The organism is Streptomyces deserti (genome assembly GCF_054782695.1).
The window spans coordinates 22531-46135 of record NZ_BAAGRZ010000030.1; the positions used below are offsets into that span (position 1 = coordinate 22531).

Genomic DNA, 23605 nt, shown 5'->3' on the forward strand with positions numbered 1-23605 from the left:
TGCTCAGGTCCCTTCTGGGTTGCGGGTACCCAGGTCGTGACCGATCATGCCGACTGTGTGAAGGACCGGCGGGAAAGCGTCACATACGCTCCGCCCGGACCGCCGTGATCAGCTCGTGCAGATGGCGCTTGGTGACCCGGCCGCCGTACCGGGTCCCGATCAGATTCCGGATGCACCCCAGCAGGCCCTGCCGGGCGGTCTCGTCGAGGGCGCGGTGCCCCGAGTAGGTGAGCAGGACGTCGAGGTACTCGCCGGCGGAGTAGGCGATGTCCTGCTCGTGCCGCGCCACCGTGACCTTCGCGAAGTCCGGCGAGCCGGTCAACTCGATGGTGTCCGTGCTCACTTCGGCAGCGTCCCGCAGCCGCAGGCCGGGCGGTGTGGCGGGGTCCCAGCGTTCGTAGCAGGCCTGGGCGAGAGCGAAGAACTCCGTGATGCCGCCCGCCACATGGTGCGTGGTGATGAGTGCCAGGTGCCCGCCGGGGCGCAGCGCCCGTGCCGCCTTGACCACCCGTACGGCCGGGTCGATCCAGTGGAACGCGGTGGCGCTCACCGCCAGGTCGTACGGCTCCGGCGGCAGCTCCCAGCGTTCGAAGTCCCCCACCACCACGTCGACGTGCGGGAACCGGCTCACCCGGCGCCGTGCCACGGCCGCCAGGGCCGGGCCCAGCTCCACGGCGGTGACCCGGCAGCCGGACTCGGCCAGCGGGACGGTGAGTTGACCGGTCCCCGGCCCGACCTCCAGGACCCGGCTGCCCGGGCCGAGGCCCGCCACACGGACCAGATCGGCGACCATGGCCTGCGGATAGCGGGGCCGCGCCCGGTCGTACAACTCCGGGACCTCGTTGAACGTCTCCCGCAGGACCACCTGGAAGCCTCCCCGCCCGCGCATTCACCCAGGGCAGAATGCCGGGCCCTTCCCCTGGCGTCCACGGCTTTTAGGCTGAGGAGGTGACCAGCCAAGCGCCGAACGAAGCCCGCGTCATCCCGCTGCGCCCGCACAGCGCCCGCCCGGGAACCGCCCGCCCCGACGCCGTCCCGCCCCGCCGGGGAACACCGGCCGCCCCCGCGCCCAGGGAACCCCTGTGGCGCGACCTGGTCGGTGACGTCCTGCGCCACGAACGCCTCGCCCAGGAGCGCACGTTGAAGGACGTCGCCGACGCGGCCCGCATCTCCATGCCGTACCTGTCGGAGGTGGAACGCGGCCGCAAGGAGGCTTCTTCCGAGGTCCTCGCGGCCGCCGCCCACGCGCTCGGACTGAGCCTGGGCGACCTGCTGTCCCGGGCTCAGGGAGAGCTCATCCGCATCAGCTCACGGCACGCGGGCCGCAGCCGGGGCACGTCCGCGTCGTCGCACGACGGGCTGTGCCTGGCCGCCTGACGCCGACCGGAGACCGGCCGGCGCCTCAGACCCGCACGAGGCGCCGGCTGAGCACCTCGTCGGCCAGTCCGTAGGCCACCGCCTCCTGCGCGGTGAACACCTTGTCGCGGTCCATGTCCGCGCGCAGCGTCGCCACGTCGTGGTGCGTGTGCCGCGACAGCACCTCCTCGACCTGGGAGCGGATCCGCACCATCTCCTTGGCCTGGAGGGACAGATCGGAGATCGTGCCCCGCGCTCCGCCGGAGGCCGGCTGGCCGAGCAGCACGCGCGCGTGCTCCAGCACGAACCGCCGCCCGGGATCCCCGCCCGCCAGCAGCACGGCCGCCGTGGAGGCCGCCTGGCCGACGCAGAACGTCGAGATCGGCGCCTGCACGAACGTCATCGTGTCGTAGATCGCCATGAGGGAAGTGAACGAGCCGCCGGGGGAGTTGAGGTAGATCGCGATCTCGCTCTCCGGGGACGCCGACTCCAGATGGAGCAGCTGCGCGATGACGACGTTGGCGACGCCGTCGTCGATCTCGGTGCCGAGAAAGATGATCCGCTCGTTGAGCAGCCGGCTGAACACGTCGAAGGACCGCTCGCCCTGCGGGGTGCGCTCGATGACGTTCGGAACCGTGTACGTGCCCATCACAGCAACCCCATCCTGCGGCGTGTGGCGGTCGGGCGGATGTCGGCGAGGGACTCCACGATCCGGTCGACCATGCCGTACTCCCTGGCCTCCTCGGCGGTGAACCAGCGGTCCCGGTCGCCGTCCCGGGAGATGGTCTCCGGGCTCTGGCCGGTGTGCTCGGCGGTGATCCGTTCGATGGTCCGCTTGGTGAAGTCCAGGTTCTCCGCCTGGATCTCGATGTCGGCGGTGGTGCCGCCGATGCCCGCCGACGGCTGGTGCATCATGATCCGCGCGTTCGGCAGGGCGTAGCGCTTGCCGCGCGCGCCCACCGTGAGCAGGAACTGCCCCATGCTGGCCGCGAATCCCATGGCGAGCGTGGCGACGTCGTTGGGGATCAGCCGCATCGTGTCGTAGATGGCCAGACCCGCGTGCACGGCCCCGCCGGGGCTGTTGACGATCAGGCTGATGTCGGTGCGCGGGTCCTGCGCGGACAGGATCAGCAACTGGGCGCAGACCCGGTTCGCGGAGGCCTCGGTGACCTCGGTGCCGAGGAACACGATCCGCTGGTCGAGCAGTTGGGCCGCCAGATGGTCGTCGAACCGGGTCGGAGGGGTGTCACCCTCCTCGGCCCGCGGGAGCAGGGCCGGCAGCGGGCCGGCGGTGAGTGGAGACATGGGCACTCCTTGGAGAGGCGTGATGCCGTACGGCGCTGGTCGCCGCGGTCTCCACTGTCGGTCCGGGTCCGCGCCCGATGGGGATTTCTCTGCCCGCGGCAGATTCGCCGCGGGCAGAGCGGCCGGCCGCCGCCCTTCTCACGCAGCTGCCGGAAGAAGGCCCACACGTCCCCGACCAGCAGATCCGGCTCCTCCATCGCGGCGAAGTGCCCGCCCCGGTCGAACTCCGTCCACCGCACGAGGTTCTCGGTGCGCTCCGCCTTGTGCCGCAGCGGGATCTGCGGCTCGGCGGGGAAGAGGGTGAGTTCGGCCGGCGCGGTCGGCGGCTCGGCCGGCCGGGCCGAGCGGCCCGTGGCGTGCGCCCGCTCGTAGGAGATGCGGGCGGACGAACCCGCCGTCCCGGTCAGCCAGTACAGCATCACGTCGGTCAGCAGCCGGCCCCGGTCGACCGCCTCCTCCGGCAGCTCCTCGGAGTCCGTCCACCCCCGGAACGTCTCCACGATCCTGACCACGTCCAGGAACTCCACGATCGACCCCGGCCAGCCGTGCGTGATGATCAGCGGGGTGGCGTCCGGCCCGGGGGAGCGGACGTGGGCGAAGTGGACGTTCGCCCCGTCGACCGTGGTGGTGAACCGCGGCCACTCGTTCAGCCGTGCCTCGGCGGCGCGCCAGTCGTGGTCGTGCCGCCAGTACCGGACGAGGTCGCGCAGGTACTCCAGCGGCACGCCGTGCGCCCAGCCCCTGCCGGGCAGCTCGTCCGGCCAGCGGGTGCGGCCGAGGCGGTCGTCGAGGTCGCTCTGCGGGATGGCGAGGCGGAAGGGGCGGATGCCGCTGCCGGCGGGCGAGGACGTCGTCATGGCCGCGATGCTGGTTGGGGTCACGACACGGCCGTCCGGATTGATCCGCCGCCCGGCCGATGAGTTTGCCGGCGTGCGCCGGTCGATACAGATGACCGCGTTCACCGCCCCAGGAGGTACTCATGACCACCGACGGATTCACCACGTGTCTCTGGTTCGACGGCCAGGCCGAGGAGGCCGCGCACTACTACGTCTCGGTCTTCAAGAACTCCGGCATCGGACGGACCGTGCGCTACACCGAGGCGGGCCCCGGCCCCGCCGGTTCGGTCGTCACCGTGGACTTCGTGGCCAACGGCCAGAGGTTCGTCGCGCTGAACGGCGGCCCGCAGTTCAAGTTCACCGAGGCGATCTCCTTCCAGATCGAGTGCGACGACCAGGAGGAGGTCGACTACTACTGGACCGTGCTCACCGAGGGCGGCGGCGAACCCGGCCCCTGCGGCTGGCTCAAGGACAGGTACGGGGTGTCCTGGCAGGTCGTCCCGAAGCGGCTGATCGACATGGTCAGCGACCCTGACCAGGAGAAGGCGGCCCGCGCCACCAAGGCGATGCTCTCGATGGGCAAGCTCGACATCGCGGCGCTGGAGAAGGCCTACGCGGCCGAGTGACACCTCAGCAGGACAGGGCGGGCCGCCTGTCACGGCCCGCCCGTCGCTACCCGGCCTCGGCCAGGATCTCCCCGATCACATGCCGTGAGTTCTCGGCGAGCGCCGGATTGGTGTCCCAGTAGTACGGCAGCTGGATCAGCGAGATCGACAGCGCCCAGCCACGGCCGCGCGCCCACTCCGCGTCGTCGGCGCCCACGGCCTCCCGGAAGAGGCCGCGCACCTCGGCGGGCAGCAGATTCCAGGCGACGATCAGATCGACGGCCGGATCGCCCACCCCCACACAGCCGAAGTCGATCACAGCGGCCAGCCGCCCACCGCTGACCAGCACGTTCCCGGGCGACAGATCACCGTGCGCCCACACGGGCCGCCCGGTGTGCTCCGGAGCCCGCAGGGCCTCCTCCCACAGGGTCGTCAGCGCGCCGGTGTCGGCCCTGCCCGCCAGCTGCGCGAGCGCCTCGCGCGTGGGCGTGTCCCGGGTCGCCAGCGGTACGCCCCGGTGACCGGTGGGGCCGCCCGCCGGGTCGATCCGGCGCAGGGCGGTGACATACGCCGCCAGATCCCCGGCGAGCCGTTCCGGCTCCTCGACACGGCCGGCCACGGGATTGCGGCCGTCCAGCCAGCGGTACACGGACCAGGGCCACGGGAAACCCGCGCCGGGCTCGCCCCGCCCGAGCGGTTGCGGTGCGGCGAACGGCAGCCGGGGGCCGAGCCGGGAAAGCCAGTGCTGTTCGTGCGCCACGCTCTCGACGGCACGGGGATGCCGGGGGAGCCGCACCACCAGATCCGTCCCCAGACGGAACATCGCGTTCTCGGTCCCCGAGGACGGCAGGCGCTCCACCGGCAGCCCGGCCCACCGGGGGAACTGCCCGGCGACCAGCCGGCCGACGAGCTCGGCGTCGACGTCCACCTCGTCCGCATGCATCCGCACAGCACACATGCCGCCCATCCCAGCGGACAACTCACCTCCCGTCGAATGGATTTGCGGCCGGACTCACCGGACGTGTGCGTCGATCACCCGGGTGATCTCGCGGGCGATGCGCAGGATCCCGGGGGAGCGCACCGGGCAGGGCTTGGGCCTGGACGTCGTGGGCGCGAGGCAGAAGTGCAGGTAGTCGTCGTCGCGGTGCAGAGCGGTCCGGCCACGGCCCGGCTGGGTGCAGTAGTCGGGGTGGGCACGCTCGTAGGCCGTGCACGGCAGGTACTGGGCCCAGGTGTAGCGGGCCGAGGCCGGGCTCACCGCCTTCCCCGCGTCGGCCACGAGGTCGCCGGAGGCGGCGGCCTGCTTCTCGTAGACCGCGTTCACACGCCGGACCCGTTCGGGGGTGATCGGGTCGGGGCCCTGCAGCACCCAGACGATCCGCGGCCGCTGGCCCCCGCCGGCCGCGGCGATCTGCTCGGTGAGCCTGCGGGCGTCCGCCTCGTACCGCCCGAAGTACTTCTCCCGCGAGGCGTCGTACGTGATCCCGTCCATGCACGGCGTGTAACCCCAGGCGTTGCCCCAGAACTGCAGCACCACGAAGTCCGGCCGCAGCGAGCGCACCAGCGCGGCCGCCTTGTCGGCCGCCGGGACGAGGGACCGTTCCGCCGTGCCCTCCAGGTAGTCGCACAGGGTCGTGCCCGAGTACGGGGCGCTGGTGTACCGCGCGCGGAGGTCCCGGCGCAGCTCCTGCCCGAGCACCTTCTGGTTCTCCATCGCCAGCGAGTCCCCGAGGTACAGCACGGTGGGCGCCTCGGCCGGGGCGGCGCTCCGGCTCGGGGAGGCGGCGGGCCGCTGGTGCGTGGTCGCCGACGCGCCCGGTGACGTCGGCGGTGGCGCCTCGGGCGCGGACGCCGGATCCCCGCACCCGCCGAGCAGCACCCCGGCCAGCAGCACCCCCACGACCCACGGCTTGCGCATACGGCAACTCCCGCCCCGGCCACCGAAACGGCTCCCCAGGCAAGCACAGCCGGGGCCGGGGCGGAAGACACGCGTCGGCCAAGGATCGCTATCAGCAGACCAATTGACGCCGCATCAGGCCCGGTCTGCGGTGTGATCAGCAGGTACGGGCACGACCCGAGCCCACCCGCTCGGGCGCAACGGCTCAGGACAGGTCGTTCACCAGCACCGCCGCCCCGTCGAACCGGCCCGCCTTGAGGTCGGCCAGCGCCCGCGCGGCCCGCGACAGCGGATACGGGTGCGTGGTGGCTCGCACGCCGTGCCGGGCGACCAGAGCCAGGAACTCGCGGCCGTCCTCGCGCGTGTTGGAGGCGACGCTGCGCAGCTGCTTCTCGTGGAACAGCTCGGTCTCGTAGTGCAGCGGCGGGGTGTCGCTGAGGTGGATCCCGGCGATCGCCAGGGTCCCGCCCCGGTCGAGGGCGCGCAGCGCGACCGGGACCAGCTCGCCGGCCGGGGCGAACAGGATCGCGCTGTCCAGGGGCTCCGGCGGCAGGGCGTACGGGTCCTGCGCGGAGGCCGCCCCGAGCTCCAGGGCCAGCCGCCGCGCCGCCGCACCGCGCGTCATGACGTGCACGGTCGCGCCCTCGGCCAGCGCGACCTGCGCGCACAGGTGGGCGCTGCCCCCGAACCCGTACAGCCCGAGCCGTCCGCCCGGCGGCAGCGCCGCCCGTCTGAGCGCCCGGTACCCGATGATGCCCGCGCACAGCAGCGGCGCGAGCGCCACGTCGGCCACGTCACCGGGGAGCCGGTAGGCGAACGCGGCCGGTACGGTCGTGTACTCCGCGTAACCGCCGTCGGCGTCCCAGCCCGTGTACGTCGAGGACGGGCACAGGTTCTCCCTGCCGCGCGCGCAGTAGGCGCAGCTGCCGTCGGTGCGGTTGAGCCAGGCCACCCCGACCCGGTCACCGACGGCGCAGCCGGTCACGGCCGTCCCGGCCCCGGCCACCTCGCCGACGACCTCGTGCCCGGGCGTCACACCCGCCCGGTGCACCGGCAGGTCGCCCTCGGCGACGTGCAGGTCGGTGCGGCACACCCCGCAGGCCCGCACCCGCACCAGCAGCTCGTCGTCGCCGGGCACCGGCACCGGCTTCTCGGTCAGCCGCAGCGACCCTTCCTCGACCGGCCCGGGCCGTACCACGGACCACGCGCGCATCGTCCCGTCCGCCATGGCGTTCCCGTCCCACCGAAGACCCGGCCCCGCCTCTCCAGTCTGCTGCGGAACGACCTGTTCGGCGCGCGAGACGGCGCCCGGCTGACTAGCGTGAGGAAACGGACCATCCACCCGATCCCGGAGGGGGCCGCGACCATGGCCGTCCAACCTGAGGGAGCCCCTTGCTGGGCCGACGCGATGTTCACCGACCTCGAGGGGGCCAAGAGCTTCTACGGCGCTGTCCTCGGCTGGACCTTCGGCGAGGCGTCGACGGAGTACGGCAACTACACCCAGGCCTACACGGACGGCAAGGCGGTCGCCGCCGTCGTCCCGCCCATGCCCGGCCAGGAGGGCCGGTCCCAGTGGTGCCTCTACCTCGCGGCCGAGGACGCCGCGGCCACCGCGGCCCGGATCCGCGAGCACGGCGGCGAGGTGGTGATGGAGCCGATGCGGGTCGGCGACTTCGGCACCATGTGCCTGGCCCGCGACCCCGGCGGTGTCGTCTTCGGCGTGTGGCAGGCGGGCACCCACGAGGGCTTTCAGGCGGAGATGGACGAACCGGGCGCCTTCTGCTGGGCGGAGGTCTTCACCCGCGAGCCGGAGAAGTCCGACACGTTCTTCCCCGCCGTCTTCGGCTACCAGGCCCAGCAGATGCAGGACGACACGATGGACTTCCGGGTCTACAGCCTCGGTGAGCGCCCGGCGCTCGGCCGGATGGAGATGACGGACGACTTTCCGCCCGAGGTGCCGCCGTACATCAACGTCTACTTCGCCGTCGCCGACTGCGACGAGGCCGTCTCGAAAGCCACCAAGCTCGGCGGCGTGCTGCGGTTCGGGCCGACGGACACCCCGTTCGGGCGGTTCGCCTCGCTGACCGACCCGCAGGGCGCCGACTTCTCGGTGCTCGACACCACGAGGACCGAGGGCGAGATGCCGGCCATGACCGACGTCTCCTGACCACCTCGGCACCGGACATCCGCCCGCCCCATGGCATGATCGAGCCCATGCGTGAACGTGTTGTGGCCGCGTGCGACGGGGCTTCGAAGGGAAACCCCGGGCCGGCGGGCTGGGCCTGGGTCGTCGCCGACGAGAGCCAGGCCCCGGCCCGGTGGGAGGCGGGGCCGCTGGGGAAGGCCACCAACAACGTCGCCGAGCTCACCGCGCTGGAGCGCCTGCTGTCGGCGACCGACCCGGACGTGCCGCTCGAGATCCGCATGGACTCGCAGTACGCCATGAAGGCCGTCACCACCTGGCTGCCCGGCTGGAAGCGCAACGGCTGGAAGACGGCCGCCGGAAAGCCGGTCGCCAACCAGGACCTGGTGGTGCGCATCGACGAACTGCTCGCCGGCCGCACCGTCGAGTTCCGCTACGTCCCCGCCCACCAGGTCGACGGCGATCCGCTGAACGACTTCGCCGACCGCGCCGCCAGCCAGGCCGCCACTGTCCAGCAGGCGGCGGGCAGCGCCCTCGGTTCCCCCGAGCCGCCGCCCGCGCCGGACACCCCGGTGAAGGCGAAGGCCCCGCGCCGCTCCGCCTCCGGCTCCCGGCAGCGCGGCGGCTCGGCCCGCACCATCAAGGCGAAGTTCCCCGGCCGCTGCCAGTGCGGCCGTTCCTACGCGGCCGGCGAGCCCATCGCCAAGAACGACCAGGGCTGGGGCCACCCGGAGTGCCGTACGGCGGCCCAGAGCGCCTGATCAGGCGTCGAAGGTGTACAACGCCGTGTGGTCCAGCAGGTCGGCCGGGCGCACGTCGTTCCACGGCTTCATCGTGTCGTTCAGGTCCACCACGTCCGGTGTCCCGGCGGCCGGCAGGTAGCCGGAGCCGGGGTGCCGCCGCTGCCACTCGGCCCACAACTTGTCTATGTAGGCGTGGTGCAGCCAGAACACCGGGTCGTTGGGGGAGACCCCGGTGGCCATCTGACCGCCCACCCAGACGTGGACCCGGTTGTGCAGATTGACGCCCCGCCAGCCCTCCAGGTGGTTGCGGAACCCGTCGGAGCCGCTGTTCCAGGGCGCCATGTCGTACGTGTCCATCGCCAGCACCGACTCGACCTCGGCCGGCGTCGGCAGTCGGCGCCCCCCGGAGCCCAGCGAGCGCCGCAGGAACGTCCGGCCGTCCACCCGGACGTTGATCGGCCAGTTCCCGGTGGACGCGGCGAACGGCCCGTCCATTACCTGCCCGTCCCGGCTGCGCCCGGTACCGCCGAGGAAGTCCGGCGCCCACAGCGAGGAGCGCCCCGAACGGTCCGTGCTCCAGTCCCAGTACGGCAGCGCCACCGACGCGTCCACCTCCTGCAGCGCCCGCTCGAAGTCGAGCAGGAATCTGCGGTGCCAGGGCAGGAAGGACGGTGAACGGTGGCCCGTCCGTTCGCCGTTGTCGGTGTCGGCCACGATGAAGGCGTTGTGCGTGGTGACGAACTCGTCGTAGCGGCCGCTGCGCTTGAGCTCCAGGACCGCGGCGACGAAACGCCGCTTCTCGTCGGCGGTCAGAACGGACTGGTTCTTGCGGACGGTCATGTGCGGGTGACTCCAAGTGTCCTTGCGTGGCGGTCAGTTGGCGGGGAACGGCAGGAGTGGGGCGCCCTGCAGCTCGTCCACCGCGGCGCGTGCGGCGGCCCGCGGGGTGGGCACCGGGTCGTAGTGGCTGACGACGCTGATCCAGCTGCCGTCGGCGTTGCGCATCACGTGCAGTTCCACCCCGTCGACGAACACGGCGTAGCCCGGGCCGTGGTGGTGGTGACCGCCCCCGGTGACGGGGCGGCCCTGTATCCGGCGGCCCTTGTAGACCTCCTCGAAGGCCTGGGGCGCGCCGTGGTGGTGCCCACTGCCGGCGGACGCGGCGGGAGCGGTGACGGCCTGGGCTCCGGCGGCCACGGCGACGGCGGCCGCGGCGGTGAGCGCACGGCGACGGCTGAGTTCCGGCATACGGACCTCCTGGGTTCGTTCGGCTGCGACCCCGCATGCCTATCGGCCCCGCCGGGAAGGGGAGAAATCCCCTCAGGCCGGTTGGCTGAGATCCGGGCAATTCCCCTTATGTCGTGCAAGGTTGAACAAAGATGATCTTGCTGGGAGCGCGGTCGGCGGAGGCGCGGAACAGGAAATTCCGTCCGGGAAAGCGCTGTCGCACGTGATCTTTCGCGGCGAGGTGTGCCGGTGGTGAGGTGTCTCACGCCGTGAGAATGGCGCGATCGGAAGGTCCGGAGCGTAAGGCTCCGCTTTGCTACCCTGCGTCGTCACATGGCCGCGACGAGTAACTGTCAGGGGTGCGCGTGAAGGTCGCCTGCGTCGGCGGCGGGCCCGCCGGCCTGTATCTCTCGATCCTGCTGAAGCGGCAGGACCCGTCCCACGACATCACCGTCCACGAACGCAACCCCGAGGGCTCGACCTACGGCTGGGGCGTCACGTACTGGCGAGGGCTGCTCGACAAGCTCCACGAGCACGACCCCGCAACGGCACGCGCCCTGGACGCCGACTCCGTGCGGTGGAGCGACGGCGTCGCGCACGTACGGGACGCCGTACGCGACCTGACGACCCGGCACCGCGGCGACCAGGGGCACGGCATCGGCCGCCACCGCCTGCTGGAGATCCTCGCCGCCCGGGCCCGCGCGCTCGGCGTACGGCTGGAGTTCGAGCACGAGATCACCGCCGACGCCCTGCCCGCCGACGCCGACCTGATCGTGGCGGCCGACGGCGTCCACAGCGCGCTGCGCACCCGCCACGCCGACCATTTCGGCACCCGCCTCGCGACCGGCCGCAATCCCTATGTCTGGCTCGGCACGACCAAGGTCTTCGACGCGTTCACCTTCGCCTTCGTCGAGACCGAGCACGGCTGGATCTGGTGCTACGGCTACGGCTACAGCCCGGAGCACAGCACCTGCGTCGTCGAGTGCGCACCCGAGACCTGGAGCGGACTCGGGCTCGACCGGGCGAGTGAGGCCGACGGACTGGCCCTGCTGGAGAAGCTCTTCGCCAACGTCCTGGACGGCCACCCCGTCATCGGCGCCCCCACCGGCATCCAATGGCTGACCTTCCGCACCCTCACCAACCGCACCTGGTACCGCGACAACCTCGTCCTGATCGGCGACGCCGCCCACACCACGCACTACTCCGTCGGCGCCGGCACCACCCTCGCCCTGGAGGACGCCATCGCCCTGGCCGGGGCGCTGCGCGAGCACTCGGCACTCCCGCGGGCCCTGGCCCACTACGAGCGGGAACGCCGGGCGGCCCTCCTGCCCGTGCAGAGCGCGGCCCGCTACAGCGCCCAGTGGTACGAGAACCTGCCGCGCTACATCCACCTGCCCCCGCAGCGGATGTTCGCCCTGCTCGGCCAGCGCCACTCGCCCCTGCTGCCCCACGTCCCGCCCCAGCTGTACTACCGGCTCGACCAGGCGTCCGGGCGGCTGGAGGCGCTGCGCCGCTTCAAGCGCTGGCTCGGGCCGAAACTGGCGCGGACCGCGCACGCACGGGCACTGGCCTCCCGCGAATAGCCCTCACACGTCAGCCGAACAGCCGGTCCAGGAAGGCGTTGCCGAACACCCGGTGCGGATCGAGCCGCTCCAGGGCGGCGGCCGCCTCACCCCACGCCGCCGTGCCGAACGAGGCGGGCACCACCGTGCCCAGCACCTCCGCGTCGCTCCACACCGCCTTGTCCGTGTAGGCCCAGCCTTTGGACCACTCGACCCGGGCCAGGGCGTACCCGCCGTCGTACGTGCGCAGCAGGAACCGCTCGATCTCACGCAGGAACGCCTCCGCGTGCGGCGTGCCCGGCAGCGTCAGCACGTCCAGCCACACGGCCGTGTCCCACTCGGGCCGGTCCTCGCGCGGCCGGAGCGCGGACAGCAGCGGCGGGCGGGCCCCGGCCAGTGCGGTGTCGGCCGGGTCGTCCAGGCCGGTGGCCCGGATCTCCACCGAGCCGTTGACCGGGAAACGGCCCCGGGCGGCGTACGCGGCCAGCCGCGCCCGGTAGAACGCGGCGAACTCGGCGACGACGCGCTGGACCTGGCCCCGGCCGGTGAGCACGGCATAGCCGTTGGCGGTGACCCGCAGCGTGGTCGGCTTCAGATACAGCAGCGTGTTCTTGGACGGACCCCAGATGTCCGCCGACCGGGTCGCCACGAGCCCCAGGGCGGCCACGTCGTACTGCGCGTTGCCGAGCACCGGCGCCAGGTGCCAGGCCGCCTCCGACGTCATCCGCCCCACCAGGTCGGCCACCGGGGCCGGCACGTTGTCGGAGAACGGGTAGTTGTACGGCCGCGTCACGTGCCGCGAGCCCAGGGGCCGGGTGGGGGAGACGCTCCACACCTTCAGCCACGGGTGCTCGGTGAAGGCGAACCAGATCGCCTCGGCCCGTCCGGCCTCGTCCAGGAAGCTCGCGAAGGTGCGCCCGTCGGAGCCGGGCGCCGCGAACAGCTCGGCGGCCGGGATGTCCGTACGGCTGACACACCGCAGGTTGGTGTTCGTACCCACCCGCAGCACCACCTCGGTCACCAGGGACCGCCCGAGGTGGGTGAGCAGCGCGGCACCGTCTGCCTCGTCGCGGCGCAGCGTCCGCAGGACGTACGCGCCGCGCCCCGCGTCCCACACCACGGCCGTCAGGGACAGCACGAGATTGCTCAGCGAGCCGTACGTGTGCCCGGGCTGCCGCCGCTCGCCGCGCGCCGGTACGGCGGTGCCGTGCGCGTCGACGGCCAGGGCGCCGCCCAGCGTGAGGTCGCCGGGCGCGGGCGTGGCCGTGACCCCGAGGCCGCGCTCCTCCAGGAACGTCAGTAACGCCTCCAGGGTGACGCCGGTGCCGGCGCGCACCTCGTTCGGTGCCCGCAGGCTCAGCCCGGTGAGGTGAGGGGCGGTGTCGACGAGCAGGACGGGCGCGTCGGGCCGCGTTCCTTCCGTGACGGTCAGGGGTGACCAGCCGTGCGAGGAACCCCGGGCACGGACTCTCCAGCCGTGCCGCCAGGCCCAGTTGACCACGGCGACCACCTGATCCGGGCCATCGGGCGCACAGGCCCACAGACCGTCGGCGGTGATCTCACCGACCCAGTTGCGGTACGCCGAGCGGTACAGGGCGACGTCCGCCGGGAAGTCCGGCAGCTCCGCGGCGGCCACCGCCGGATCCGCCGCCGGGCCGGGGACGACGGCCAGGGCCGCCGCGGTGCGCAGGAGACCCCGGCGGGTCCAGGAAGGCTCCTCGGAACGGAAGTTGCTCGCTGAACGATCAGTCACGGGCTCACGCTAGGGGCCGGTCGGCAGGCGGTGCCTTCCCGACGAATCGTTTCACCCGTGTGAGTGAAACGACGGGGTCTCACCGGCCGGGGCAACCGGTTCCGTGCCCGCCGGCGGCGGATGACAGACTGACGCCATGGACGAGCGCACATTCGACAGGTGGGGCCGGCAGGCATCCGTCGTCGGTCTCGGTACGTGGCAGCTGGGGGCCGACTGGGGAGACGTCGACGACAAGGAGGCCCGCGCGGTACTGGAGGCGGCGGCCGAGTCGGGGGTGACCTTCTTCGACACCGCCGACGTCTACGGCGACGGCCGCAGCGAACAGACCATCGCCGCGTTCCTGAGCGGCAGGCCGGACCTGCACGTGCTCGTCACCACGAAGATGGGCCGCCGGGTCGACCAGATCCCCGAGAACTACGTGCTGGACAACTTCCGCGCCTGGAACGACCGCTCGCGCCGCAACCTCGGCGTCGACCGGATCGACCTGGTGCAGCTGCACTGCCCGCCGACGCCCGTGTACTCCAACGACGAGGTGTTCGACGCCCTGGACACCCTCGTGGAGGAGGGGCGCATCGCCGCGTACGGCGTCAGTGTCGAGACCTGCGCGGAGGCGCTGACCGCGATCGCCCGGCCGAACGTGGCGAGCGTGCAGATCATCCTCAACCCGTTCCGCATGAAGCCGTTGCGCGAGGTGCTCCCGGCCGCGCGGGAGGCGGGCGTCGGCATCATCGCCCGTGTCCCGCTGGCCTCCGGCCTGCTGTCGGGCAAGTACACCAAGGAAACGGAGTTCCCGGAGAACGACCACCGCACCTACAACCGGCACGGCGAGTCCTTCGACGTGGGGGAGACCTTCTCCGGCGTGGACTACGTCACCGGCGTCGAGGCCGCCGCCGAGTTCGCCGCGCTCGCCCCCGAGGGATACACCCCGGCCCAGCTGGCGCTGCGCTGGATCATCCAGCAGCCCGGCGTGACCACCGTGATCCCGGGTGCCCGCTCGCCCGAGCAGGCCCGTGCCAACGCGGCCGCCGCCGGGCTGCCGGAGCTGTCCGACGACACGCTCGCCGCGATCCGTGACCTCTACGACCGCCGGATCAAGGACCAGGTGGAATCCCGCTGGTAACGCCCCGTGGGCAGGACCCGCCGGGCAGGGCCGTCTCTTACGGCGCCCGAAGTCTTACGGCGCCCGAAGTCTTACGGCACCAGGAGCAGTTGCCTCTCCTGCTCCTGGTCGCCGGAGGCTGCGCCCTGGTCGCGTGCCGTGAAGGCGCGTCCGAGCGTGTCGCCGGCCCGCCGCACGGCCTCGGGGGTGCCCTGGACGGTGACGTTCACGGGCGCGGACAGGGCAGTGGCGGCCGCCTGCCCTGAGTCCCCGGCCGTCGCCGGGGCCGTGTCGCCGTCGAACGTCGCCATGTGGACCGTCGCGTTCTCGTCCGCGGGAAGCTGGTCCGGCGCCCCGAACGCTCCTTCCAGGACCCGGACGACGGCTCGTGCGTCGTCGATGCCTCCGCCACTGAGCGTCACGGTGAGCTGCGTACCGGACGTGCGTCCCACGACCTCCTCCAATCCTCTGACTGCGGTCCGTGTAACCGGCCGCTGATCGCTCAAACCGCAAGGCGGACGGAGAGGACGGCCGCGGACGGGGAACCCGCAGGAAGAGAAGGACGCGGGTCGATAGGACCGGGAGGCACAGGTGTCGGACACAGCGGAGGGCGCGGGCATGCGCAGGGGGCGCAACGAGACGGAGGAGGAGAGAGCGGACCGGATGTGGCAGGAGCTCATCCAGGAGGTCCGCGTGGCACAGATGGGCGTGCAGATCCTGTTCGGCTTCCTGCTCACCGTTGTGTTCACTCCCAAGTACGACGACCTGGCCGACACGGACAGGGCCATCTACATCGTCACGGTCGTCCTGGGCGCCTGCGCGACCGGCGCGCTGATAGGGCCCGTGTCCCTGCACCGGCTCGTCTCCGGGCGGCGTGTGAAACCGCAGGCGGTGCAGTGGGCGTCCCGGCTGACCATGCTCGGGCTCGTGCTGCTGCTCGCCACGACCACCGCCGCCCTGCTGCTGATCCTGCGTGTGGCGACCCACGACGCCTTCGTGCCCTGGCTGGTCACCGCGGTGGTCGTGTGGTACCTGCTGTGCTGGTTCGTGCTGCCGCTGTGGACGCGGCGGCGCCATACCTCGGGCTGACGGCGAGCGAGACCGGCTCACGGCGGGCTCCCCTCGGCGGGAGCTCGCCGTGGGGTGCCGTGCGGGGCGCCCGCGCGAGTACGGCTGCTCAGCTCGCCCGTGCCTCAGCCTCCGGCGATGACCTCCGCCAGGAAGTCGTCGACACGGACCTCCTCCTGACCCGGCCCGACCACCTCGTAGGTCTCCCGCAGGAAGGCCGCGAACGCCGCCGCCCACGCGAACACCACGGCGTGGTGCCGTCCGCCGTCGGGACGGGCGTCGCCGAAGAACTCCATGCGCAGTTCCTGCCAGGTGCCCCGCGACTCGGGGCGCAGCCGCACGTCCCCGATCCCCACCGGACGCGTCAGGCCGTCGGCGACCATCTCGCGGTCCAGCTGCCACCGGGCGAGCACGCGGCCGTCATGGCTGAAGACGACGGTGAGGGCGAACGGGTCCGCCGCGTCGTAGCTCAGGTGGGCGAGCACGGGAAAGCGGTCCGTGACGCCCGCCTGAAGCTGCACGACCAGGGTCTTGTGCACGAAGGAGTTCACGAGAGGGCCTCCGGGAAGAACCGACGTAGAGCCCTCTAGTACCCCCGATACGCACAAGATGCTCAGCCCTCCGGGTGATTCCCCCGCGGCCCGCGCGGCGACTCGATGAAACCCTTCGTCGCCTTTTCCAGGCGCGACAGGTGCCGCTCGGCCTCCTGACGCAGGCCGACGGGCGCGTCGACGGTCGTCCGGCGGCGCGCCGGAAAGCGAGACGCAGTAGTAGGGGGACCATGGTGCGACTCGCGGTCGGGGTGACGGCAGGCCTCAGCCGAAGGCGTCCCGCAGAGCGGGCAGCAGCGTCTTCTCCGACCAGTCCAGGTACGCCGGCTGCGAGTCGCCGCCGACCTGTACCAGGGCGATCTCGGTGAACCCGGCCTCGGCGTACGGGCGGACGGCCTCGACGAAGTCCTCCGGGGCATCGCCGCACGGGATCGACTCGGCGACGTCGTCGGGCGTGACGAACTGGGTCGCCGCCTCGAAGGAATCGGGGTGCGGCAGCTCGGAGTTGACCTTCCAGCCGCCGCCGAACCAGCGGAACTGGGAGTGGGCGCGCTTGATCGCCGTGTCGCGGTCGGGGTCGTAGCACACCGGCAGCTGGCCCACGCGCGGCTTGCCCTCGCCGCCGTGCCGGTCGAACGCCTCCAGCAGCCCCGCCTTGGGTTCGGTGGCGATCACCAGGTCGGCGAGCCGGCCCGCGAGCTCGCAGGACTGCTCGCCGGAGACGGCGATGCCGATGGGCGGCGGCTGGTCCGGCAGATCCCACAGCCGGGCCGACTCCACGTCGAAGTGCGCACCGTGATGGTTCACATGGCCGCCCTTGAACAGGGCCCGGATGATCTCCACCGCCTCCTCGAACATCTCGTGCCGTACGTCGACGGACGGCCAACCGCCGCCGACCACGTGCTCGTTGAGGTTCTCGCCGGAGCCGAGCCCCAGCCGGAAGCGGCCCTCGGACAGCAGCTGCAGCGTCGCCGCCTTCTGCGCCACCACCGCCGGGTGGTAGCGGAACGTCGGACACGTCACGTACGTCATCAGCGGAATGCGCGACGTGGCCTGGGCGGCCGCGCCCAGCACACTCCACGCGTACGGCGAGTGACCCTGCGAGCGCAGCCACGGGAAGTAATGGTCCGAGGTCACCGAGAAGTCGAAGCCCGCCCCCTCGGCCCGCACCACATGGTCGACGAGCTCTCGGGGGCCGGCCTGCTCGGTCATCATCGTGTATCCGATTTGCACCATGCCCGCCGAGTCCCCGTCCGACGGGACCGAAAACGGCTCGATCACCGCCCGGCGGGCGAGGCAGGATGCCGTCATGAGCGCCCGCGCCCTGCCCGTCGACGACCCCGCCGCCCAGGGAGTCGACGCCTCCGGTGTCCACGCCTTCCTCGACGCCCTCGAGGCCGCCGCCGACATCGAGCCGCACAGCCTGATGATCCTGCGCCACGGCCACCTGGTCGCCGCCGGCTGGTGGGCGCCGTACCCACCCGAACGCCCTCACCTGCTGTACTCGCTCAGCAAGAGCTTCACCGGGACCGCCGCCGCTTTCGCCGAGGCCGAGGGGCTGCTGGACTTCGACGCCCCGGTGATCTCGTACTTCCCGGAGTTCGAGGCCGACGTCACCGACCCGCGCAGTCGGGCGATGCTGGTGCGGCACGTGGCGTCCATGGCCAGCGGCCACGAGCGGGACACCGTCGATGAGGTGGAGGCGCGCCATCCCGTGGAGCCGGTCCGTGCGTTCCTGCTGGTGCCGCCGGACCGTGATCCGGGCACCGTCTTCGCCTACAACCAGCCCGCCACGTACACGCTCGCCGCCCTCGTGCAGCGCGTCACGGGTCAATCGCTCACCGCCTACCTGCGGCCCCGGCTGCTGGATCCGCTGGGCATCGGCGAGGTGTCCTGGCTGCGGGACGGCACGGGCCGCGAGATCGGCTACAGCGGACTGCACGCCCCCACCGACGCCGTCGCCCGCCTCGGTCAGCTGTATCTGCGGGACGGGGTGTGGCAGGGCGAGCGGCTGCTGCCCAAGGGCTGGGTGGCCCGGGCCACCCGCCCGCACATCGCGACCGCCGGGGCCATGGGAGACGAGGACCGGCAGGACTGGCACCAGGGCTACGGCCTGCAGTTCTGGATGTCCCGGCACGGATACCGGGGCGACGGGGCGTACGGTCAGTTCTGCCTGGTGCTGCCCGAGCACGACGCCGTGATCGCGGCGACGACGGCGACCGAGAAGATGCCGGACTACCTCGACCTCGTCTGGCGGCATCTGCTGCCCGCTTTCGGTCCGGCACCGCTGTCCGGACGCAGAGCCGCCGACGCGGCCCTGCGGGAGCGCCTCGAACGACTCGCGCTGCCGCCGGCCGTGGGCGGGCCCGTGCCGCCGGAGCGGGCGGCGGCCTGGGCCGGTGCCTCGTTCGCGCCGTCCGGCGGGGTCTGCGCGGACCAGCCGGGCCTGACCGCGGTCTCCGTGTCCGCCGCGGCGGACGGCTGGACGCTGACGCTCACCGAGGACGGCGACCGGCTGGATCTGCGACTCGGCCGGGGCGGCTGGGCCGTCGCCGAGGAGCCCCTGCCGACCGCGGTGAGCGGTGGCTGGACCGACGCCGACACCCTCGCCGTCGACGTGGCGTTCCTGGAGACCCCGCATCACCTCGAGGTCACCTGCTCCCTGACGGACCGCGCGTTCACCGCGCGCTGGCGCACCCGGCCGTTGCACGGCGGCCCGCTGCGCGCCCAGCGCGCGCCGCGCGGCTCAGGCTGAGCCCGGCCGGAACGTCCCCAGGAAGGTCCTGAGCGCCTCCCGGTTCGCCGCCTGCTCCCACTCGGCGGCCGGGGTCGTCCAGCGCAGTGAGAAACCGCGCCCGCCGCCCAGCAGGAAGCCCCGGCCGAAGGTGCGCACCCGGGTGCCGTCGACGTCCGCGTACCACTCCATGTCGGCGGCCTCGCGCCCCTGGTACGTCGTCGCGCGGATCTCGCCGATCCGCCGGTAGCCGCCGGAGCGCTCCAGGCTCGGCTCGACGTCGTCGCGCCAGACGGCCACCGGGTCCGGGCCCACACGCTCGCTGTAGGTCACGGCGAGCGTGCGGTCGTCGCCCTGGGCGCCGAAGACGACGCGGTAGGCCAGGTCGGACTGGCGCGAGGTGTCCAGGCGCTTCCAGCCCTCGGGGAGCGCGACCGAGAAGCCCTCCGGTGCCTGGTAGCGGCCGTAGCCGGGCGGCAGGCCGGTGGCCGGGGCGGACGGGGCCGGGGCGGACGGGGCCGGCGTGGTCGGCTGGGACGTGGTGGGGGCGGACGGCGTGGGCGGGAGCGTGGGGGACTGCGGGGCAGTGGGCTCCTGGGACGGCTGGGGCGTAGTGCCGTCCGCGCTGCCGCCGGGCTCGGCGGCGGAGACCGGCGGGCGGGACGGCGCGTCGGACGCGGAGTCGCCGGTGCCGGGCAGCCCGTGGGTCACGGCGAGCACGGCGACCGCGACGGTGACGACGGCCAGGGCGGTTCCGGCGACCATCGTCCGTCTGCTCCACTCCCGGCCCATCATGCGGGCGGCGGCGTACGTGCCGCGCAGGCGCGGGCTCGGCATCGCCGCGAGGGCCGCTTCGGGCTCCTCGCTCAGCACCCGGGCCAGGGCCTCGCGGACCACCGGCCGGGTCAGCCGCTCCCGGGAGTCCTTGCGCAGCAGCCCCTGAACGGCCTTGGTGAGCGGCCCGGCGCGCACGGGTGAGCGCAGCGGCAGCCGGTCCACCCCCTTCAGCGTGGTCTCCGGCCGGCCCCGGTCACGGAAGGGCGGACGCCCCTCGACCATCGTGTAGAGGATCGCGCCCAGCGCCCACAGGTCGGCGGCCGGCCCGACGCGCTCGTCGCGGGCCTGCTCCGGGGAGGCGTACGACGGTGCCGTCAGCCGGGGTGCGAGAGTCGCGCCCGCGAGCCCGTAGCCGGTGACGACGACGGAACCCTCCTCGCGCACGAAGACCTGGCCGGGGCTGAGCTCGCCGTGCGTGATGCCCTCGGTGTGCGCGGCGTCCAGCACGTCGAGCAGCTCCAGCCCGATGCGCGCCGTCCGCACGTAGTTGAACGTGCCCTGCTCGGCGAGGAGTTCCGCGAGCGGTGTGCCGTCGATCCACTCGGTGACGGTCCACAGGGCCCCGGCCTCCTCCACCGCGTCGATCACCGTGGCGATCCGGCCGGGGCACAGCAGCGCCATGTTCTCGGAGGTGCGCAGAACGCGCGCGGCGGCCCGGCGCTCGGTCTCGTACGGGTCCTGCGGAAGCCCGATCTGCGTGACCAGGCAGGGGCGGGACGTCTCGCCGCCGCCGATGTCCTCCCCGTACCAGTAGATGCGGTTGGTCTCGCGATGGATGATCTCGAGCAGCCGGTACCGCCCGGCGACCAACTGGTGTGTGGAGACGTGCGCCCTGCCCATGGCCATCCCTCGCTGAACCTATGGCTCTCACCTTTCCCTGAGGTACGGGCCATGAGGCGGGGTGCGTTCAATTGGATCCGAACTCAAGGGACTTCTTGTCTTTCATTCAACAGAGGCGAGCGTGTGTGCGAGGGAAAGACGCCATTCCGGGCGGGACCGGGCCTCACCTCGTACGGCGCGCCCGCGCGGGGCTGCGCCGAATTCCGATTCCCGGACCGCGCAGAAACGAATACCCCTGCGCCGACCTGGTGGTAACCACGGGTAAAGAGAAGGTGGCGAACACGTGGAACTCGTCTCTCCACGGCCGGAATTCGGCGCCGGAATCCCGAGCCGTGCCCGGCGGCCTTCAGCGCAGCCCGGAGCGTGCCGCCCAGGCGATCATGCCGCCGGTGGTCGCGTTGCCCCCGCCCCGTCCACACCTTGGCGTGGTCGGCCAGTTCGGCGGCGGTCTCCTGCCGGTCGCGGCCCACTGTGCCGTGCCCGCTGCCACTACGTCGGTCAGCGAGGAGTTGACGGACAGGGCGGTGAGGGCGCCCTGGTACTCCGGGGCGCATGCCGTGCGGCCGGGTTGCCTGTGAGGCGCTGATCAGCTGACGGGGACTCAGTGCTGCTGCACCTTCTGCGGGGTCGCCTCGCTCGGCCGGACCACCGCATATCCCTGGCCCTGGAGCATCAGCTGCACCGCCTCGCCGGAGCCGCCGCGCAGCATGGAGCCGATGGACTGCGACCGGTGCAGCGAGGTCGTGAGGCCGGCGGTCCAGCCGACGATCGCGTCCGTGTCGACGTACACCGGGTACTGCGGCGAGACCGGGATGACCAGCGGCGTGCCCTCGCACACCAGGCCCAGCTTGCCGTGCCCCGAGAAGACGCTGTTGAACAGGCCGCCGCCGGAGATGCCCGCCCCCTTCACGGTCGCGATGCGGTACGACAGCGTGGCGTCGAAACACAGCACGTTGCGGCCGTTGACGGTGAACTCGTCGCCCGGGTCGACCTCGACGACGAAGCAGTTCTGCGCCTCGTGCGCGAACCAGGCCTCGCCCTGCCCGCGCACCGCCATCAGCGGCAACCCCTCCCCGGTGACGGCACGCTTGAGCATCCCGCCGACCCCCTGGCCCTTGCGCTCGAACTGGAGGTTGCCGCGGTAGGCGATCATCGCGCCCTGCCGGGCGAGCATCTCGCCGTTCACCGCGTACCGGATGCATTTGGCGTTCTCGACCGTCATGCCCGGCGCCGTGGCCGGCTGCACCATGTGCTCGCTGGAAAAAAGGTCACCCTTCATGGGGGCATCCTCGCCCGGACGGTCTCCTTCCGCCTAGTTCACGGACGGGTGACTTGGTACGGGTGCGCCGTCAGCCGCCGAACAGCTGCGTCCAGTACGTGCCCGCCCGGCCGCCGCCGGCGAAGCCGATCCCGATGTGGGTGAAGCCGGGTGTGAGGATGTTGGCACGGTGCCCGGGGCTGTTCATCCAGCCCTCCACCACTTCGGCGGGGGAGCGCTGACCGCAGGCTATGTTCTCGCCGATCGCGCGCCGGGTGGAGCCCGCCGCGGCCGCCCGGTCCCAGGGGCGGCTGCCGTCGGGGCAGGTGTGGGAGTAGAAGTCGCGGGCCACCATGTCCGCGCTGTGCGCCTGCGCGGCCCTGGTGAGGTGCGGGTCGGCGGCCAGCGGGCGCAGACCCGCCCTGGCGCGCTCCCGGTTGGTCAGGTCGATCACGTCGGCCGCCGTGCGGGCCAGGCCGTCCGGGGTGAGCGGCCTGCCCCACAGCGCGGTCCAGTACGTGTCCCCGGAGGGGCCGTTTGCGTACGACAGGCCGGCGTGGGTGAAACGCGGGTCGTGCAGCGTGCGCCTGGGGGCTTCGGCGCGCAGGCAGTACGCGACGAACTCGGCCGGTGTGCGCGGGCCGGAGACCAGGTGCTCGCCCACCGTGAGATACGGGTATCCGGCGGCGATGACGCGCTGGTAGACGGAGACGCCGTCGTGGCTCTCGACACCGAGGCGGCCGGCCGCGGCCATGGCGGCGGCGTGGTCCCGGGCGGCGCAGACCAGGCGGGCGTCGAGGGAGACCGGTGGTGAACCGGCGGCCCGGCGGGCCGAGTTGACCAGGTCGAGGAAGCCGTCGGGATCGGGGGAGGGGACAGGGGACGCAGCGGCCGCCGTCAGGGAAGCGGCGGGCGCCGAACCGGCCGGGCTGCGCGGCGGGTTGACCGGGGCCGGGGGAGGGAGCGTGCGTGACCCGGCCGCGGCAGCTGCCCGGAGCCTCGGACCGGGCACGGCCGGTGGTGCCGAGGGCGCGGGTGCGTCGTCCACGACGTCCACGCCGAAGTCCCGGACGAGGCCCGCCAGTCCCTCGGCGTACCCCTGCCCCAGGGCACGTATCTTCCAGCGGTCGCCGCGCCGGTACAGCTCCGCGAGCAGCAGGACGGTCTCCTGGCGAGGGCGCGGCGGGGTGAACCGGGCGAGCGGGCGGCCGCCCGCGTCGGTGACGTGGAGCGTGGGGGAGGGCAGGCTGCTCAAGGGAGTTCCGGGCTCGGCGGGGCTGACGGCGACCGTGACCCGGGTGGCGCCGGCGCGCAGCCGCGGTGGGTCGACGGTCAGCGTGTCGCCCCGCAGCTGGGCACCCGGGGCGTCCGGCTGGTTGTAGAACACGAAGTCGCCGTCGTCCCGTACCTTGCCGCCCTCGTCCGTGACCAGGGCGGACACGTCGAAGGGGCCGGGCACCCGGACGGCCACGACGCCGCCCGGGAGGGGCAGATTGCCCCCGGGGACCAACTCGCTCATCGTGCCGCCCTGCTGTCGTCGTACCGGACCGATGGGGTGATGTCCGGACAACGGTCACCACGGCGCGAGGGTTCCCCGCCCGGCGGCGCGGTCGGTCCCGGGCGATGCGACCCGGCGCTGATCGTCCGGCCGGGCGGCGAGATCGACACCGTCATGGCGATGCGCATCGACGACGGCCTCATCACCGGGCTCTACGCCGTGCGCAATCCGCAGAAGCTGTCGCGTCTTGGGCGGGAGACGGACTTGCGCCGCTGAGTCTCCTCACGCACGGC

Annotated in this window: 23 protein-coding genes and 2 pseudogenes; 9 read left to right on the top strand and 16 right to left on the bottom strand. The window is 72.6% G+C overall.

Features of this window, described 5'->3' with window-relative positions; translation table 11 throughout:
* Window positions 1-79 precede the first annotated feature (79 nt).
* The gene (locus ACYVMZ_RS32540) at window positions 80-889 is read right to left on the bottom strand and encodes a class I SAM-dependent methyltransferase (RefSeq protein ID WP_461086116.1); all 810 of its coding nucleotides are present in this window, start codon (window positions 887-889) and stop codon (window positions 80-82) included.
* A gap of 59 nt (window positions 890-948) precedes the next feature.
* Between ACYVMZ_RS32540 and ACYVMZ_RS32545 the strand changes: the two genes are divergently transcribed.
* Entirely contained in the window at window positions 949-1377 is a 429-nt protein-coding gene (locus ACYVMZ_RS32545) for a helix-turn-helix domain-containing protein (RefSeq protein ID WP_461086118.1), read from the top strand.
* Window positions 1378-1402: 25 nt separating this feature from the next.
* Here the strand turns inward: ACYVMZ_RS32545 and ACYVMZ_RS32550 are convergent, their stop codons facing one another.
* The 3 genes and pseudogenes from ACYVMZ_RS32550 to ACYVMZ_RS32560 form a co-directional block, all read right to left on the bottom strand.
* A complete protein-coding gene (locus ACYVMZ_RS32550; protein WP_461086120.1) occupies window positions 1403-2005 on the bottom strand; it encodes a ClpP family protease in 603 nt (200 codons plus the stop codon).
* The gene (locus ACYVMZ_RS32555; RefSeq protein ID WP_461086122.1) at window positions 2005-2661 is read right to left on the bottom strand and encodes an ATP-dependent Clp protease proteolytic subunit; all 657 of its coding nucleotides are present in this window, start codon (window positions 2659-2661) and stop codon (window positions 2005-2007) included. The genes ACYVMZ_RS32550 and ACYVMZ_RS32555 overlap by 1 nt, the downstream gene beginning before the upstream one ends.
* Before the next feature lie 131 nt (window positions 2662-2792).
* Window positions 2793-3518 (bottom strand): annotated as a pseudogene (locus ACYVMZ_RS32560) (epoxide hydrolase N-terminal domain-containing protein); the annotation flags it as partial.
* Window positions 3519-3640: 122 nt separating this feature from the next.
* Here ACYVMZ_RS32560 and ACYVMZ_RS32565 point away from each other — a divergent pair.
* Window positions 3641-4123 (top strand): VOC family protein, encoded by a 483-nt coding sequence (locus tag ACYVMZ_RS32565; protein WP_461086124.1) that lies wholly within the window; start codon window positions 3641-3643, stop codon window positions 4121-4123.
* A 46-nt stretch (window positions 4124-4169) separates the two neighbouring features.
* On the opposite strand, the gene ACYVMZ_RS32570 is transcribed toward ACYVMZ_RS32565, so the two are convergent.
* From ACYVMZ_RS32570 to ACYVMZ_RS32580, 3 genes are all read right to left on the bottom strand, one after another.
* Complete coding sequence (locus ACYVMZ_RS32570; RefSeq protein WP_461086126.1) at window positions 4170-5045, bottom strand: aminoglycoside phosphotransferase family protein; 876 nt, start codon at window positions 5043-5045, stop codon at window positions 4170-4172.
* Window positions 5046-5114: 69 nt separating this feature from the next.
* Window positions 5115-6020, bottom strand: coding sequence for an SGNH/GDSL hydrolase family protein (locus ACYVMZ_RS32575; protein WP_461086128.1), 906 nt, complete (start codon window positions 6018-6020; stop codon window positions 5115-5117).
* 184 nt (window positions 6021-6204) lie between these two features.
* The gene (locus tag ACYVMZ_RS32580) at window positions 6205-7212 is read right to left on the bottom strand and encodes a zinc-binding alcohol dehydrogenase family protein (RefSeq protein ID WP_461086235.1); all 1008 of its coding nucleotides are present in this window, start codon (window positions 7210-7212) and stop codon (window positions 6205-6207) included.
* Window positions 7213-7365: 153 nt separating this feature from the next.
* Between ACYVMZ_RS32580 and ACYVMZ_RS32585 the strand changes: the two genes are divergently transcribed.
* On the top strand, window positions 7366-8166 hold the full coding sequence (locus ACYVMZ_RS32585; protein ID WP_461086130.1) for a VOC family protein: 801 nt from the start codon (window positions 7366-7368) through the stop codon (window positions 8164-8166).
* A 35-nt stretch (window positions 8167-8201) separates the two neighbouring features.
* Entirely contained in the window at window positions 8202-8903 is a 702-nt protein-coding gene (locus tag ACYVMZ_RS32590) for a ribonuclease H family protein (RefSeq protein WP_461086132.1), read from the top strand.
* Here ACYVMZ_RS32590 and melC2 read toward each other — a convergent pair whose 3' ends face one another.
* Both melC2 and melC1 read right to left on the bottom strand, forming a co-directional pair.
* On the bottom strand, window positions 8904-9725 hold the full coding sequence (melC2, locus tag ACYVMZ_RS32595) for a tyrosinase MelC2 (RefSeq protein WP_461086134.1): 822 nt from the start codon (window positions 9723-9725) through the stop codon (window positions 8904-8906).
* Between the two features lie 33 nt (window positions 9726-9758).
* A complete protein-coding gene (gene melC1 / locus ACYVMZ_RS32600) occupies window positions 9759-10133 on the bottom strand; it encodes an apotyrosinase chaperone MelC1 (protein WP_461086136.1) in 375 nt (124 codons plus the stop codon).
* Between the two features lie 338 nt (window positions 10134-10471).
* Between melC1 and ACYVMZ_RS32605 the strand changes: the two genes are divergently transcribed.
* Window positions 10472-11695 (top strand): FAD-dependent monooxygenase, encoded by a 1224-nt coding sequence (locus tag ACYVMZ_RS32605; RefSeq protein ID WP_461086138.1) that lies wholly within the window; start codon window positions 10472-10474, stop codon window positions 11693-11695.
* 10 nt (window positions 11696-11705) lie between these two features.
* Here ACYVMZ_RS32605 and ACYVMZ_RS32610 read toward each other — a convergent pair whose 3' ends face one another.
* Window positions 11706-13427, bottom strand: a complete 1722-nt coding sequence (locus ACYVMZ_RS32610; RefSeq protein ID WP_461086140.1) for a cholesterol oxidase substrate-binding domain-containing protein — start codon at window positions 13425-13427, stop codon at window positions 11706-11708.
* A 136-nt stretch (window positions 13428-13563) separates the two neighbouring features.
* Here ACYVMZ_RS32610 and ACYVMZ_RS32615 point away from each other — a divergent pair, with 136 nt between their 5' ends.
* Window positions 13564-14547 (top strand): aldo/keto reductase, encoded by a 984-nt coding sequence (locus tag ACYVMZ_RS32615; protein ID WP_461086142.1) that lies wholly within the window; start codon window positions 13564-13566, stop codon window positions 14545-14547.
* Between the two features lie 71 nt (window positions 14548-14618).
* Here ACYVMZ_RS32615 and ACYVMZ_RS32620 read toward each other — a convergent pair whose 3' ends face one another.
* A complete protein-coding gene (locus ACYVMZ_RS32620; RefSeq protein ID WP_461086144.1) occupies window positions 14619-14978 on the bottom strand; it encodes a hypothetical protein in 360 nt (119 codons plus the stop codon).
* Between the two features lie 166 nt (window positions 14979-15144).
* Between ACYVMZ_RS32620 and ACYVMZ_RS32625 the strand changes: the two genes are divergently transcribed.
* Window positions 15145-15615 (top strand): DUF6328 family protein, encoded by a 471-nt coding sequence (locus ACYVMZ_RS32625; RefSeq protein ID WP_461086237.1) that lies wholly within the window; start codon window positions 15145-15147, stop codon window positions 15613-15615.
* A gap of 104 nt (window positions 15616-15719) precedes the next feature.
* Here ACYVMZ_RS32625 and ACYVMZ_RS32630 read toward each other — a convergent pair whose 3' ends face one another.
* Together ACYVMZ_RS32630 and ACYVMZ_RS32635 are read right to left on the bottom strand one after the other, a co-directional pair.
* Window positions 15720-16145: an SsgA family sporulation/cell division regulator gene (locus ACYVMZ_RS32630; RefSeq protein WP_461086146.1), complete on the bottom strand. Its 426-nt coding sequence runs from the start codon at window positions 16143-16145 to the stop codon at window positions 15720-15722.
* Window positions 16146-16409: 264 nt separating this feature from the next.
* Window positions 16410-17381: an LLM class F420-dependent oxidoreductase gene (locus ACYVMZ_RS32635; protein WP_461086148.1), complete on the bottom strand. Its 972-nt coding sequence runs from the start codon at window positions 17379-17381 to the stop codon at window positions 16410-16412.
* Window positions 17382-17454: 73 nt separating this feature from the next.
* Here ACYVMZ_RS32635 and ACYVMZ_RS32640 point away from each other — a divergent pair, with 73 nt between their 5' ends.
* On the top strand, window positions 17455-18900 hold the full coding sequence (locus ACYVMZ_RS32640; protein ID WP_461086150.1) for a serine hydrolase domain-containing protein: 1446 nt from the start codon (window positions 17455-17457) through the stop codon (window positions 18898-18900).
* Here ACYVMZ_RS32640 and ACYVMZ_RS32645 read toward each other — a convergent pair.
* From ACYVMZ_RS32645 to ACYVMZ_RS32655, 3 genes are all read right to left on the bottom strand, one after another.
* A complete protein-coding gene (locus tag ACYVMZ_RS32645; protein WP_461086152.1) occupies window positions 18892-20556 on the bottom strand; it encodes a serine/threonine protein kinase in 1665 nt (554 codons plus the stop codon). The genes ACYVMZ_RS32640 and ACYVMZ_RS32645 overlap by 9 nt on opposite strands.
* A 601-nt stretch (window positions 20557-21157) precedes the next feature.
* Complete coding sequence (locus tag ACYVMZ_RS32650) at window positions 21158-21835, bottom strand: AIM24 family protein (RefSeq protein ID WP_461086154.1); 678 nt, start codon at window positions 21833-21835, stop codon at window positions 21158-21160.
* 70 nt (window positions 21836-21905) lie between these two features.
* Entirely contained in the window at window positions 21906-23333 is a 1428-nt protein-coding gene (locus tag ACYVMZ_RS32655) for a CAP domain-containing protein (protein WP_461086156.1), read from the bottom strand.
* Between the two features lie 111 nt (window positions 23334-23444).
* Between ACYVMZ_RS32655 and ACYVMZ_RS32660 the strand changes: the two are divergent.
* Window positions 23445-23588 (top strand): annotated as a pseudogene (locus ACYVMZ_RS32660) (RNA polymerase subunit sigma-24); the annotation flags it as partial.
* Window positions 23589-23605 lie beyond the last annotated feature (17 nt).